Source organism: Paraburkholderia sp. RAU2J (assembly GCF_003634845.1).
Taxonomy (GTDB): domain Bacteria; phylum Pseudomonadota; class Gammaproteobacteria; order Burkholderiales; family Burkholderiaceae; genus Paraburkholderia; species Paraburkholderia fynbosensis.
This window is the reverse complement of record NZ_RBXG01000002.1, coordinates 1,357,978-1,372,208: the sequence shown is the minus strand read 5'-3', so window position 1 is coordinate 1,372,208 and position 14,231 is coordinate 1,357,978. Positions and strand designations below refer to the sequence as shown.

The following is a 14,231-nucleotide window of genomic DNA, read 5'->3' as shown; positions in this document are numbered from 1 at the left end:
AAAACCAGCGCGCGTGAAAACCCTGGCTATTATGGCGGCAACGACGCATGCGCTCACCCCGGCGCGTTGCGGTGTCATTCCAGTCTGTCACCCGTCTTTCATTTTTATTTCAACGGACCCTCATCATGACTCTTTCCGATCAGGCGCTCGATCAACTCTTTCGTGAGGCGCGCACGCATAACGGCTGGCTGCCGAAACCCGTCGACGACGCCCTCCTCAGGCAACTGATCGACCTGACGCTGCTCGGTCCGACCTCGGCCAATTCGAGCCCGGCCCGGTTCGTCTTCGTCAAGACGGCGGAAGGTAAGGAAAAGCTGCGCCCGGCGTTGTCCGCGGGCAATCTCGACAAGACGATGGACGCGCCGGTCACCGTAATCGTCGGGATGGATATGGCGTTCTACGAGCAGCTGCCGAAACTCTTCCCGCATGCGGACGCGCGCAGCTGGTTCGCCGGCAATGACCGCGCGATCGCGGATACGGCGTTTCGCAATTCGACGCTGCAAGGCGGTTATCTGATTCTCGCTGCCCGCGCGCTCGGTCTGGACACAGGTCCGATGTCGGGCTTCGACGCGGCCAAAGTCGACGACGCGTTCTTTGCCGGCACAGCCGTGAAAGCGAACTTTCTGATCAATCTCGGTTACGGCGACCCGTCGAGACTGCTTGCGCGCAGCCCGCGCTTTTCGTTCGACGAAGCCGCCCGGATTGCGTGACGTTGCCTGAGCTCGTGTAACGCGCGGCGGACAGTCCGCCCGCGCGCCCAACTTGTGTTCAGGTGAGCAACGCCACGTAGAACACCACGGTGCCGATCAACGCGCCGACAAAGCAGAAGCCCTCGTTGGCCTCGTCGTCACTCGAACTCGAGCCCGAACGCAACCAGGCACCGACGACGCCGAACAGTCCCGCGATACCCAGCGCGACGCACAGCATCACCACGCCGAATAGCGCGCTCTTGCCTAGCTCGGAGAAGTCGATGTTGCGCACGCTGACGTACACGCTGATTGCCATCAGCGAAATGACGACGAGTGGCAGCATCACGTGACTGCCTTCGTATCCGACGTGGTGCGCATGATGCGCGTGGTGTAATTGTTGGCTCGATCTGAGCAGCTTCATGATGTGCCTCCCCCCGCCCTCGCCCGGCGATAACCCATTGCTACTGAACCGCTGCGGCCCCGTTGCGACCGTCAAACGAGCCGGTTCCCTTTGAGGATACTCCACACACGAACACCATTCAAAGCCCATTTAATTAGGTTGCCCAGCGCCTTTCCACCCGCTTTCTGTAGACGTGTCGATTGCTGCAATGCACGACTCTGTGGACGCCTTCAGGCACGGGGATCGAGCGCGTCGTGCCGGGTAATTTTGCGCTGCCGGCGCGCGTCGGTACATGCCGGTAGAATGGTTCGCCCGGCCGCGAACCGCATCGCCGCCGACGATTCGCCGCCACCCTTCTGCTCCGTGTCGGCCCCTTCCCGCCCTGATCCTCTTTATGCGCCGCTCATCCTTTCTTGTTCGCATCATCCTGATTGGCATCCTGCTGCATATCTACGTCGGCTTGCGTCTAATTCCGGACATGCCGATCGACACCACCGGCCGCTGGTTGAGCGTGTTATGGCTCGTGCTGTCGATTTTCCTGATTCCGTTGGGCATGATGGCGCGCAGCATCAAGCGGCAACCGCTCGGCGACCGGCTCGCATGGGTTGGGCTGCTGGCGATGGGCTTCTTTTCGTCGCTGCTGGTGCTGACCTTCGCGCGCGACCTCGCACTCGCCTCTCTGCTGACTGTGGATGCGATCTGGCCAAACACCATCGCGATCGCACATTGGCGGACGGGCTCAGCGGCAGCGGTGCCGTTGCTTGCGCTGCTCTCGACGCTGATCGGGCTGTTCAATGCACGTCGCCGCGCGCGGGTCGTAACGATCGAGGTGCCGATCGACGATTTGCCCGCGGCGCTCGACGGCTTCACGATCGTGCAGATCAGCGATATCCACGTCGGCCCGACTATCAAAGGCCGCTATGTGGATGCAATCGTCGACGCGGTGAACCGGTTGAAGCCGGATTTGATCGCAGTGACCGGCGACGTGGTGGACGGCAGCGTGCCGCAACTGACCAAACACACGCAGCCGTTGTCACGGCTCAGCGCACGTCACGGCGCATTTCTCGTGACAGGCAACCATGAGTACTACGCCGGCGCGAATGCGTGGATCGCCGAATTCCGCAGGCTGGGATTGAACGTACTGCTTAACGAGCATGTGATCGTCGATCACGACGGCGCGCGCGCAGTGATTGCCGGTGTGACCGATTACTCGGCGGGCCATCACGACCCCTTGCACCGCAGCGATCCCGTCGCGGCGCTCGCGGGCGCGCCCGGCGACGTGCTGATCAAGGTGCTGCTCGCCCACCAGCCGCGCTCCGCCGAAGCGGCTGCGGCGGCGGGCTTCACGTTGCAGTTGTCCGGCCATACGCACGGCGGCCAGTTCTTCCCGTGGAATTTCTTCGTGCGGTTTCAGCAACCTTTCACGGCCGGTCTCGCACGTCTGAACGGATTGTGGGTGTACACGAGTCGAGGCACCGGCTACTGGGGACCGCCGAAGCGCCTGGGCGCTCCTTCCGAAATTACGCGCCTGCGGCTCGTGCCCGGCGAGCCGGACTGAGCTGAATGAGCCGAACGTGGCGGCGACCGCTACTGGGCTGGCGCCACGGCCACGCTCACTTGCGGCGCATACGTCACGGACACTTGCATGCCCGCCGCCAGATTGGCGACCGCGGCCGGCGTGCGGCTCTCGATATGGAACACCGAGCCATTTGCGCCTTTGAGCGCCAGCACACCGGCTGAACGATCCACCGCTGTGACTTCGGCCGTCACATTCTGCATCGTGTCGCGCCGCGCTCCCTGAGCGAGCCTGCCTTTACCGTCCCCGCCGTCCGTGACGCGGATCACCGCGTTGCGGATCATCTGGATATGGACCTTGCTGCCCGGCCGGATTTGCGTGAGATTGCGAGCATCCGTGACGGTGAACGAGCCTTCGCCACCTTGCGCGTCGAGCACGGTCAGCGACTGTTTCGTCTGGTCGATCGATTTGACGACGCCGTCCGCCTGCAACAGGCTGCGGCCTTCGAACGGTGCGGGCAGGCCCACGGCGAACGACACCAGCGGAGCGACCGCCAACAATGCGCCGGCAATCACACCGGAAGCTTTGACTTTCATACATTCCTCGATTGGGCTGAACAGCGGGAGAGCGCCGACGTCGTGCTGATGAATGGTCCACGCGAAACACGAAACAGAGCGACGAAAAGCAAACTTGATTTGAACAGTGCGACTACAGGACACGTTCCGAAGTGTTCAGACAGTTTGTTTTCCGGGATGGAGTCCGTCAATACTCGGAGTCCGCATTTGAGCAAGGGTTGTTCTCCGATGGCGCCGGAAATTTCAGAAAAGAACTGGCAATGGATTCGGCCGTCCCGTTCAATCGGCTTGACTTGCCTTCGCTCCGCCGCCTAAAATTCGGCCACTTCTTTTTAACCGGAATAACGATCTTGGACAGTAGCAGTCGTCCCCGAGCTGCGCTTCGCCCGCTCGCCTGATCGGCAGGATTTCCGCGTCAGTCTTTATCTGCCGCCGTCTTGCCTTCGGGGCCTGATGGCGCGCTTCGCTCACTACCCTCGCATTGGCGGGTGAATCCCAGCATGGCGCATTGCCATGCCGATGCTTCACGCCTTTACGCTTCGCGAGCCGTTGCTCGCGTACATCGCCACGACTGATCCACGCGCGTCCATGACCCATGACGCGCTGCTGTCACGCGTCGTATTCACACTGCGCGAACCTGCGCTTCAACCTTACTGAACGATGACACTCGAATTCGTCTGGCGGCTGCTTGCCGCTTTCGCCTGCGGCGTCGCCATCGGCCTTGAACGGCAGATACGTCAGCGCAATGCAGGACTGCGCACCATTACGCTGGTCGCGAGCGGCGCGTGCCTGTTCGTTACGCTCGGCGTACTGACCGGCACCGGGACGGCCGGCGTCACCCAGATCGCCGCGTATGTGGTCTCCGGCGTCGGCTTTCTCGGCGGCGGCGTGATCATGCGCGACAAAGGCTCCATTCAGGGGATCAACACCGCCGCGACGCTATGGTGCTCAGCGGCGGTGGGCGTGTTGTGCGGTGCGGGTCATTATGGCCCGGCGCTCGCAGGCACGGCAGTCGTATTGCTGACCAATACGGTGCTGCGCGAAGTTAGCCGTACTATCAATGCGACGCCGGTTTCAAACGCCGACCTGATTCGCGAGTACGTCTTGACGGTTGTCTGCCGCGAGGCCGATGAGATCCACATTCGCACCGCCATCTCCAACTCGATGTATTCGACGCCGCTGTCGTTCCAGAGCCTGACGAGCGAAGACGTCGAGAGCGATCCCGGCCGTATTCGCGTGACGGCGACGCTCAAGCTGCATCCGAAAGACCAATCGAAGCTCGAACAGATGGCCAGCCGCCTCAGCATGGAAAAGAGCGTGTCCAGCGTCAGCTGGACGGCACGCGAAGCGGAGCCGACGCCAGAGTGACGCGCGACTCGTCATGCTCCCCATGTCGGCATGCATCGTCTACACTTACACGGCAACAGATTCAAACAATGTCAATTCCGCGTCCGCAAGATGGACTGTCCCATCATCTTCGACTAAGCTCTAGCCGCGTGATTTGCTCTCACTCAACCTTGGAGTCTCGAATATGGAACACGGCATCATTGCATGGCTCATCATCGGCGCGATCGCGGGCTGGCTGGCCGGCGTGCTGGTCAAAGGCGGCGGCTTCGGCCTGATCGTCGACATCATTGTCGGGATTGTGGGCGCGTTCATCGGCGGCTGGCTCGCCGGTGTGCTGCATATCTCGCTGGGCGGCGGCTGGATCGGCTCGATCATCACCGCGGTGATCGGCGCGGTCATTCTATTGTTTCTTATCCGACTCGTGCGACGAGGCGGCTGAGCGCAGCACTTGATGTCCGAACGCGTCAGGGGCGAACGCCACCTGACGCCACATTGCTTTAAAGCACTGCTTCCATTGCCGGCAACATCGAGCCGGTGTCACGCAGCCGCGCATGCCAGGCGAAAGCCTGGTCCAACCGATGCGGCGTCTGCCCTCCTCCTTGCAACGCGTCCCGATAGTAGTCTCGCAGCAGATCGCGATACGACGGATGCGCACAGTTTTCGATGATCAACGTCGCCCGCTCGCGCGGCGCCAGGCCGCGCAGATCGGCGAGCCCCCGCTCCGTCACGACCACGTCGACGTCGTGCTCGTTGTGATCGCAATGCGGCACCATGGGTACGATGCTCGAAATGCGGCCGTCCTTCGCGGTCGACTTGGTGGCGAAAACCGCACACGACGCGTTGCGCGCAAAGTCGCCCGAGCCGCCGATGCCGTTCATCATGTGCGTGCCGCCCACATGCGTGGAATTTACGTTGCCGTAGATGTCCAGTTCGAGCGCCGTGTTCAACGCGATCAGCCCGAGCCGGCGAATGACTTCAGGATGATTGCTCACTTCCTGCGGACGCAGGACGAGACGATCGCGATAGCGTTCGAGTTCGCCGAACACCTGCGCCTGCCGCGCGGCCGACAACGTGATCGACGCCCCTGAGGCGAACGTCACCTTACCTGCGTCCATCAGATCAAAGGTCGAATCCTGCAGTACTTCTGAGTAAATTTCGAAGGCGTCGAAAGGCGAATCGACGAACCCTGCCAGCACCGCGTTCGCAATCGTGCCAATGCCGGCCTGCAACGGCGGCAACTGCCTGGGCATGCGAGCGCGCGATACTTCGTGCTGGAAGAATTCAATCAGATGACCGGCGATTAGCTCGGTCTCCTCGTCCGCCGGCAGCACCGTCGACGAACTGTCGGCCTTATCGGTGATGACGATCGCCGCAATCTTCTCGATCGGAATCTCGATGGCCGGCGTGCCGATGCGATCGTGCGCATGAACGATGGGCAGCGGCTCGCGGTTCGGCCTGCGGCCCGGAATCCAGATGTCGTGCAGCCCTTCGAGCGCGAGCGGCTGCGCGAGATTGATTTCGACGATCACCTTGTCGGCGAGGATCGCGAAGCTGGCCGAATTGCCGACCGAGGTCGTCGGCACGATGCCGCCGGTCTCGGTGATCGCGGCCGCTTCGATAATCGCGACATCGAGTTTGCCGAGCTGATTTGCGCGCAGCATCTCGACCGTTTCGGACAAATGCTGATCGACGAACATGACTTCGCCGCGATTGATCGCGTCGCGCAAGGTCTTGTCCACCTGGAACGGCAGACGGCGTGCGAGTACGTGCGCCTCGGTGAGCATGCGGTCCGCGTCGTGACCGAGCGAGGCTCCCGTCATCAACGTGATACGCAGCGGCTTGCCTTCCTCACGGGCCCGTTGCGCAAGCGCAACCGGCACGGCCTTCGCGTCGCCCGCGCGCGTGAAACCGCTGGCGCCGACGCGCATGCCGTCCTGAATCAGCAACGCCGCTTGTGCAGCCGAGGTGATCTTTCCGCGCAGCGCGGCACAACGAATCCGGTCTTCGTACATGAAACTCAGTCTCTCCATAGTCATCGATCCAGTCTACCGGTGCGCACGTCTGCGGTGTGCTTCGCTCAATAGCCGGATTGCCGCACCCGCCGCGGCGTCTCGATTGGACGGCGTCGCGGCCTGGTGTTTCATCGCGGGCGACGTGCTCGCGACGGGTCTTGCAAATACTTCAGGTGTTGCATGCGGCGCATGCCTGGCTTTAGCTGCCGAAATAGATGCTGCAGAAGCTCACAGGACCGACGCACTCCTCCAGCCTGGCCTTCGGCGCGGTGCTGCGCTTCGGTGCGACGACGTTGCTCGTGCGCGGCGCGTCGGCTTGCGCAACCTGTTGCTCCGGTGCCGCGGCTGCCGCGGGCGCAGTTTGCGCATGGGCGACGGCGGCGGACAAAGAACAGGCTATAAGGACAATCTTCAACACTTTCATCTCGTTCTCCAGTACTTACGGCGACTGCGTGGCAGTGATGAAACTATATGACCGTCACCTACGCTGATAAAGCGGCCTGCCAGAAAGTCATCCTTCCAGCTCGCGGAAGGATCAGTGGGAATCGGCGCAGCGAGCGCGTCAAAGCCCGGCGTTCAACGCGCGTTGAACGGCGCGTCCTTGTCGAGCAGTGCGGTACGAATGAAGTGCAGGCAGCTCAGGATGCGCTGCAAATCGTGGCGTCTGTCGCGATCCGCGTGCACCGTTTGCAGTATGTCCTGCGCAATCCACGTGGCCGAGCGCACGGAGGTGAGCGCACGTTCGAGCGCGCGTGTGTCTGGCCGCTCGAAGAGTTGTGCGAGGTCATCGCAGGTGCGCTCGATCGCGCTGTGCCAACGTGGATGGAGCGCGTGTGCATAGGCGGCGTACGCCGTTTCGTTGCGCAGATCGATCGCAGCGCGACCGGCTTCGAGCGTGGCGAGCATCCAGCGCAATGCATCGCGACGGCGACGGGATCGCCGCGTCAGGAGCATTCGCAGTTGCGAGGTCAGATCATGCGTGCCCGACTGGAAGCGCTGGCTGAGTCCGCGCAATTCGCCCTTGCAGGCGGACACCGCTTGCGCACGCAAGTCGCCCATGATCCGCTCGATGAGCCAAGGCATGTCGGCGGGAAAAACCACCGCAAAGACGATCGCGGCGAGCAGCATCGACGCAGTGAGCGCAATGCCGTTGTTGATGAGCAGATCCGGCGCATAGGTGACGACATTGTCCGGCCCCGCGAGCAGGCAGAAAAATACTGAGAAGCCGATGCCGTATCCGGCGGCATGCTTGCGTGTCGCGATGAACGCGCCTAGTGCGAGCAATGGTGCGAGCGTTATGCATAGCAGCGGGAAGCCATCGATGTTGGGATACACGTAGCATGTGAAGAGATAGCCGGTCATCGTCGCAAACATGGCGCCGACCGCCATCTGCAGGGCCATTTTCGTCGCGTTCGGCGAGGTCGAGGTGAGCGCGCACGCCAGCGCCGTGCCGATCACGGCAAAGCCGCCGCTCGGCCAGTCGGTTGCAATCCAGAACCAGCCGACGATGGCCATCGCCACAGCGGAGCGGACAAACGCAAATGCGACGACGAAGCTGTTCGTCCGGCTCACATAGCGGCTGAAGTCGCGCTGCGAGCCGACCGGTTTGCGCCGCGCCAGCGACGCGTAGGTCTCCGAGTAGCGAATCCATTCGTCGACGAAGCGGTATAGCAGTTCCGCTGCCGTATCGAAGTCGGCCAGCGATTCGACGAGCACGGGTTCCAGCGGCCGCCTCGTTTCGCGCACACGGCGTGGCAGGCCCGCCTGAAAGAGGCGCAAGCGCGCCGCTACGCCTGAGGCTTCAAGGGTCGTTTCCAGTCGTGGCGCCAACAGCGTGGACAGCTCATCGAAGTACGGCCTGATTGCGGCGAGCGTCGGCGCCGAGCCATTTGTGCGCAGACGTTTGAGCAGTTGATGCAGCGCGTGCAAACGCGCGCATGCATCCATGAATTCGCCGTTCAGGCGGCCGAGGTGTTGACGGCGAGAACGCATCGCGGGATCTTCAAAGGCGGCGAACGAGCGCGTTGCCTCGAAACCGACGATCTCGTCGACCATGTCCGCAAAGCGTCGCTCAAATTGACCACGCTCGATTCCGCAGCCCAGCACCTGCGCGGCGAACACCGTAAAATTCGCATACCGGATCCGCAAGGCGTGGCCCAGTGCGAGGCTGGAGCGCTGCGGCACGATCAGCGCACTCACCGCACTCGAGCAGATAATGCCGACTGCCACTTCCGCGGCACGTGTGAGCGCCGCAAGAAACAGGGCGTCCGGCGCGGTAACGTTCGGAATGCCAATCAAAGCTGCGGTGTAACCCGCCAGCACAAAACCGTACCATCTGAAATGCCGATATCGGACTGCCGCGGCAATGCACGCGCTCACCCACCCGATCATGCCGAGCATGTACAACTCGGGCTGTTGGACGAACAATGCGCCGAGCACGATGGCGGCGACTGTCCCCACCGCCGTCCCGAGAATGCGGTAGAAACCCTTGGCGAGTACCATTCCGCTGAACGGTTGCATCAGCACGAACACCGTGGTCATCGCAATGCGCGGTTGCGGCAGGTCGAGCAGCATCGCGATGCCCAGCGCCAGCAGACCGGCGGTGACCGTTTTCAGCAGATGCAGCCAGGTCAGGCCATCGCTGTTCGCCCAGTCGCGAATGGCGGGACCGAAGCTTCGCCGGCTGAACACCTGCCACAGGGTGCTCCACAAGCGGAAGCAGTCCGTCGGTTTGATCGCATGATTGCGTTTCATCTGAAGGCAATGCGCCGCGGTTGGTCGCTGAAAGAAGCGCCGGCGAAGACTGCGCACACCGGCAGGCAAGGCGCCGATTTTAGGAGCATGCTATGTGCGCATTAAGGGCACCGGCAAGGAACGTCTCTTCCAGAACGGACAACAATGCGGGTACGAGACAGGCGGACAATACGGCTTCTGCCGTGAAATAGAAGGATTGATGGATACGTTACAAAATATGCGAGTGTTCGTGCGCGTGGTTGAGGCCGGTAGCTTTACCGCGGCCGCGCAGTCGCTCAATTCGACGACGGGCGCTATGTCACGCGCAGTCTCCGAACTCGAGGCGCATCTGCGTACGCGCCTATTGAACCGTTCGACGCGACGGCTCGCGCTGACCACTGCCGGCGAGCGTTATCTGAAGCGCTCGCAGCAAATACTTGCGGATATCGACACCGCGGAAGAAGAAGCCAGTTGCGCGCACGAGCGTCCGGCAGGCGCATTGCGCATGCATAGCTTCGCGAGCATCGGTCAGCATTACTTGTTGCCGGCTATTTCGCGTTATCGCGCGCTTTACCCGGAGGTGACCGTCGAGTTGTCGTTGTCGCAACGCATGCCTGATCTTTTCGAAGGCAGCGCCGATGTCGCGGTGATCGGAGCGTCGACTCTACCGAACTCGGATCTCGTATCGCTGCCACTGGGGACGACTTTCAGCATCCTGTGCGCGTCGCCCGCCTATACGCGCGCGCACGGCGCCCCGCGGACACCGGCCGATCTGGCGCATCACGAATGTCTGATTCTGCATACGCCGGCCTTTCCGCCGCACGAATGGGTGCTGGACGGCCCGCATGGCAGTGAAACGATGGTGGTGAACGGTCCTGTGCAGGTGAACATCGCGGAATCGTTGATCGTGGCGATTCGTGAAGGCATGGGTATCGGCATGGTGCCGCTTTACTCGGCCATCTCCGGGTTGCGTGATGGCTCATTAGTGCGGGTATTGCCGGACTATACGCTGCAAAAGATGAATGTCTATGCGCTGTATCCATCGCGCAAGTTCATCGATGCAAAGACTCGGACCTGGGTCGAGTTTTTGCGAACACACCTGCCGACGGTGATTGCGCGCGATGAGGCGTTGCTTGCTGAAGTTGGGCAAGCGGAGGCTGGTGATAGTGAGTTGCCTGTTGCGGGAAGCGGCCACGGGGATATCGCGACCCAGTGAGTTGAGATGACGATGAGCGCCGTTGGCTGGATGTTGGTGTGGCGGCGCCGAAGATGTGTCCGCTCGAATTCACACCGGTGCACACCTGGCGCTCTACGCGCACGAACACGCTGTATCCCGTTTCGATGGCCGTCAGAACAGGGACGCTGAGGTGGCGACTGGATCCGCTGATGGACGATCAGGAGCTCGATTCGCGGCAGTCAACGGGCGCGGTGTACTGGGAAGGGGCGGTGAAGGTGAGTCGCGAAGGTGACGGGACGGGACGGGGCTATCTCGAGCTGACCGGTTACGCGGATGCGCTGCGGATCGGGAAACGCTGAGGGGCTGGCGTGCCGGTCCGGAGCAACGCGCGAAGCGCCTGCCCGGGCCGTTGTCCTCTATTCCGTCCGGTGCCCTGCCGCGCCGTAAACGCAGAAACCCCACCTTTTGGGGGTGGGGTTTCTGTTGCTGCTGGGGAGCCTGACGATTACCTACTTTCACACGGGTAATCCGCACTATCATCGGCGTGGAGTCGTTTCACGGTCCTGTTCGGGATGGGAAGGGGTGGGACCGACTCGCTGTGGTCATCAGGCATGACTTGTTGTCGTGCTGCTCGCGGAGCAACACAACCAATCGGGAAGAAGTAGTGTCTGGTGATGCTCACCAGAGGAGGCGGGCTGTGTTGTTCGAGGCACAACACTGATCTCAACCTGGGTGTCTGTTACCCCTTTCGGGGGTGGGATGTCCATAAGTGCCGAAGCACTGACGGTCATCGCAAAACACACCTGTTATAGGATCAAGCCTTACGGGCAATTAGTATCAGTTAGCTTAACGCATTACTGCGCTTATACACCTGACCTATCAACGTCCTGGTCTTGAACGACCCTTCAAGGGGCTCGAAGCCCCGGGGATATCTCATCTTAAGGCGAGTTTCCCGCTTAGATGCTTTCAGCGGTTATCTCTTCCGAACATAGCTACCCGGCGATGCCACTGGCGTGACAACCGGTACACCAGAGGTTCGTCCACTCCGGTCCTCTCGTACTAGGAGCAGCCCCCTTCAAATATCCAGCGCCCACGGCAGATAGGGACCAAACTGTCTCACGACGTTTTAAACCCAGCTCACGTACCTCTTTAAATGGCGAACAGCCATACCCTTGGGACCGGCTACAGCCCCAGGATGAGATGAGCCGACATCGAGGTGCCAAACACCGCCGTCGATATGAACTCTTGGGCGGTATCAGCCTGTTATCCCCAGAGTACCTTTTATCCGTTGAGCGATGGCCCTTCCATACAGAACCACCGGATCACTATGACCTGCTTTCGCACCTGCTCGACTTGTCGGTCTCGCAGTTAAGCACGCTTATGCCATTGCACTATCAGCACGATTTCCGACCGTACCTAGCGTACCTTCGTACTCCTCCGTTACACTTTGGGAGGAGACCGCCCCAGTCAAACTGCCTACCATGCACTGTCCCCGACCCGGATCACGGGCCAAGGTTAGAACCTCAAACAGACCAGGGTGGTATTTCAAGGTCGGCTCCACGCAGACTGGCGTCCACGCTTCACAGCCTCCCACCTATCCTACACAGACCGGTTCAAAGTCCAATGCAAAGCTACAGTAAAGGTTCATGGGGTCTTTCCGTCTAGCCGCGGGGAGATTGCATCATCACAAACACTTCAACTTCGCTGAGTCTCGGGAGGAGACAGTGTGGCCATCGTTACGCCATTCGTGCAGGTCGGAACTTACCCGACAAGGAATTTCGCTACCTTAGGACCGTTATAGTTACGGCCGCCGTTTACCGGGACTTCAATCAGGAGCTTGCACCCCATCATTTAATCTTCCGGCACCGGGCAGGCGTCACACCCTATACGTCCACTTTCGTGTTTGCAGAGTGCTGTGTTTTTATTAAACAGTCGCAGCCACCAGTTTATTGCAACCCCTTCACCCTTCTGGCGCAGGCCAGTCAGGCTACCGGGGCGTACCTTATCCCGAAGTTACGGTACCAATTTGCCGAGTTCCTTCTCCCGAGTTCTCTCAAGCGCCTTAGAATACTCATCTCGCCCACCTGTGTCGGTTTGCGGTACGGTCCTGTTAAACTGAAGCTTAGAGGCTTTTCTTGGAACCACTTCCAGTTGCTTCTTCACCGAAGTGAATGGCCTCGCACCCTTGAATTACGCGCCCGGATTTGCCAAAGCGCCTTCTCCAATGCAAGGACCGGGACTTCCAACACCCGGACAACCTTCCGCGATCCGTCCCCCCATCGCATTTAACAATGGTGCAGGAATATTAACCTGCTTCCCATCAGCTACGCATTTCTGCCTCGCCTTAGGGGCCGACTCACCCTACGCCGATGAACGTTGCGTAGGAAACCTTGGGCTTACGGCGAGGGGGCCTTTCACCCCCTTTATCGCTACTCATGTCAGCATTCGCACTTCCGATACCTCCAGCACACTTTCCAGTGCACCTTCGCAGGCTTACGGAACGCTCTCCTACCATGCACATAAATGTGCATCCGCAGCTTCGGTATATTGCTTAGCCCCGTTACATCTTCCGCGCAGGACGACTCGATCAGTGAGCTATTACGCTTTCTTTAAAGGATGGCTGCTTCTAAGCCAACCTCCTGACTGTTTTAGCCTTCCCACTTCGTTTCCCACTTAGCAATATTTGGGGACCTTAGCTGGCGGTCTGGGTTGTTTCCCTCTTGACACCGGACGTTAGCACCCGATGTCTGTCTCCCGTGATTGCACTCTTCGGTATTCGGAGTTTGCTATGGCGTAGTAATCCGCAATGGACCCCACAACCATGACAGTGCTCTACCCCCGAAGGTGATACACGAGGCACTACCTAAATAGTTTTCGGAGAGAACCAGCTATTTCCAGGTTTGTTTAGCCTTTCACCCCTATCCACAGCTCATCCCCTAACTTTTCAACGTTAGTGGGTTCGGACCTCCAGTACGTGTTACCGCACCTTCATCCTGGCCATGGATAGATCACCTGGTTTCGGGTCTACACCCAGCGACTGAACGCCCTGTTCGGACTCGCTTTCGCTACGCCTGCCCTAATCGGTTAAGCTTGCCACTGAATGTAAGTCGCTGACCCATTATACAAAAGGTACGCCGTCACCCCCTTGCGAAGGCTCCGACTGTTTGTATGCATGCGGTTTCAGGATCTGTTTCACTCCCCTCCCGGGGTTCTTTTCGCCTTTCCCTCACGGTACTGGTTCACTATCGGTCGATCACGAGTATTTAGCCTTGGAGGATGGTCCCCCCATCTTCAGACAGGATTTCACGTGTCCCGCCCTACTTCTCGTACACCCAGTTCTTCCTCGCTGTTTTCGCTTACGGGGCTATCACCCGCTATGGCAGCACTTTCCAGAGCCTTCAGCTAACAGTGAAGATAAAGAGTACAGGCTGGTCCCATTTCGCTCGCCACTACTCTGGGAATCTCGGTTGATTTCTTTTCCTGCGGTTACTTAGATGTTTCAGTTCACCGCGTTCGCTTCGCATGACCTATGGATTCAGTCATGGATACTCCATTCGGAGTGGGTTTCCCCATTCGGACATCTTCGGATCAAAGCTCGTTTGCCAGCTCCCCGAAGCTTTTCGCAGGCTACCGCGTCCTTCATCGCCTGTGATCGCCAAGGCATCCACCACATGCACTTGTTCGCTTGACCCTATAACGGGTGTGTCTTGCGGCCCGCGTTAGCGCTTTAGCGCTTACGCGGGGCTCATCCCCGAAGGGGACAAGGTTCCCGAAGGACTCTC

At 60.2% G+C, this 14,231-nt stretch carries 10 protein-coding genes, 2 rRNA genes and 1 pseudogene; 6 read left to right on the top strand and 7 right to left on the bottom strand.

The features are described from left to right. Positions 1–125: 125 nt before the first annotated feature. The gene (locus B0G69_RS23665; RefSeq protein WP_121321514.1) at positions 126–710 is read left to right on the top strand and encodes a malonic semialdehyde reductase; all 585 of its coding nucleotides are present in this window, start codon (positions 126–128) and stop codon (positions 708–710) included. Positions 711–768: 58 nt separating this feature from the next. Here the strand turns inward: B0G69_RS23665 and B0G69_RS23660 are convergent, their stop codons facing one another. Further along, positions 769–1,110 carry a hypothetical protein gene (locus B0G69_RS23660; protein ID WP_121321513.1) on the bottom strand — a complete coding sequence of 114 codons (342 nt, stop codon included), beginning with the start codon at positions 1,108–1,110 and terminating at the stop codon, positions 769–771. Between the two features lie 373 nt (positions 1,111–1,483). Between B0G69_RS23660 and B0G69_RS23655 the strand changes: the two genes are divergently transcribed. Then, on the top strand, positions 1,484–2,647 hold the full coding sequence (locus tag B0G69_RS23655) for a metallophosphoesterase (RefSeq protein WP_121321511.1): 1,164 nt from the start codon (positions 1,484–1,486) through the stop codon (positions 2,645–2,647). A gap of 29 nt (positions 2,648–2,676) precedes the next feature. Here the strand turns inward: B0G69_RS23655 and B0G69_RS23650 are convergent, their stop codons facing one another. Then, positions 2,677–3,201, bottom strand: coding sequence for a hypothetical protein (locus tag B0G69_RS23650; RefSeq protein WP_121321509.1), 525 nt, complete (start codon positions 3,199–3,201; stop codon positions 2,677–2,679). 639 nt (positions 3,202–3,840) lie between these two features. Here B0G69_RS23650 and B0G69_RS23645 point away from each other — a divergent pair. Continuing rightward, positions 3,841–4,548 (top strand): MgtC/SapB family protein, encoded by a 708-nt coding sequence (locus B0G69_RS23645; RefSeq protein ID WP_121321507.1) that lies wholly within the window; start codon positions 3,841–3,843, stop codon positions 4,546–4,548. Between the two features lie 163 nt (positions 4,549–4,711). Then, positions 4,712–4,966: a GlsB/YeaQ/YmgE family stress response membrane protein gene (locus B0G69_RS23640; RefSeq protein WP_111933499.1), complete on the top strand. Its 255-nt coding sequence runs from the start codon at positions 4,712–4,714 to the stop codon at positions 4,964–4,966. A 58-nt stretch (positions 4,967–5,024) separates the two neighbouring features. On the opposite strand, the gene B0G69_RS23635 is transcribed toward B0G69_RS23640, so the two are convergent. The 3 genes from B0G69_RS23635 to B0G69_RS23625 form a co-directional block, all read right to left on the bottom strand. Beyond that, the gene (locus B0G69_RS23635; protein ID WP_121321505.1) at positions 5,025–6,539 is read right to left on the bottom strand and encodes an acetyl-CoA hydrolase/transferase family protein; all 1,515 of its coding nucleotides are present in this window, start codon (positions 6,537–6,539) and stop codon (positions 5,025–5,027) included. A 199-nt stretch (positions 6,540–6,738) separates the two neighbouring features. After that, positions 6,739–6,963, bottom strand: coding sequence for a hypothetical protein (locus tag B0G69_RS23630; RefSeq protein WP_121321503.1), 225 nt, complete (start codon positions 6,961–6,963; stop codon positions 6,739–6,741). Positions 6,964–7,115: 152 nt separating this feature from the next. Next, complete coding sequence (locus B0G69_RS23625) at positions 7,116–9,293, bottom strand: FUSC family protein (RefSeq protein ID WP_121321501.1); 2,178 nt, start codon at positions 9,291–9,293, stop codon at positions 7,116–7,118. A gap of 199 nt (positions 9,294–9,492) precedes the next feature. Here B0G69_RS23625 and B0G69_RS23620 point away from each other — a divergent pair, with 199 nt between their 5' ends. Both B0G69_RS23620 and B0G69_RS23615 read left to right on the top strand, forming a co-directional pair. Beyond that, on the top strand, positions 9,493–10,488 hold the full coding sequence (locus B0G69_RS23620) for a LysR family transcriptional regulator (RefSeq protein WP_121321499.1): 996 nt from the start codon (positions 9,493–9,495) through the stop codon (positions 10,486–10,488). A 62-nt stretch (positions 10,489–10,550) separates the two neighbouring features. Then, positions 10,551–10,808: pseudogene (locus B0G69_RS23615) on the top strand (lipocalin family protein); the annotation flags it as partial. 137 nt (positions 10,809–10,945) lie between these two features. Here the strand turns inward: B0G69_RS23615 and rrf are convergent. Next, positions 10,946–11,059 (bottom strand): 5S ribosomal RNA (gene rrf, locus B0G69_RS23610). Positions 11,060–11,259: 200 nt separating this feature from the next. Next, a 23S ribosomal RNA gene (locus B0G69_RS23605) occupies positions 11,260–14,140 on the bottom strand. Positions 14,141–14,231: the final 91 nt, after the last annotated feature.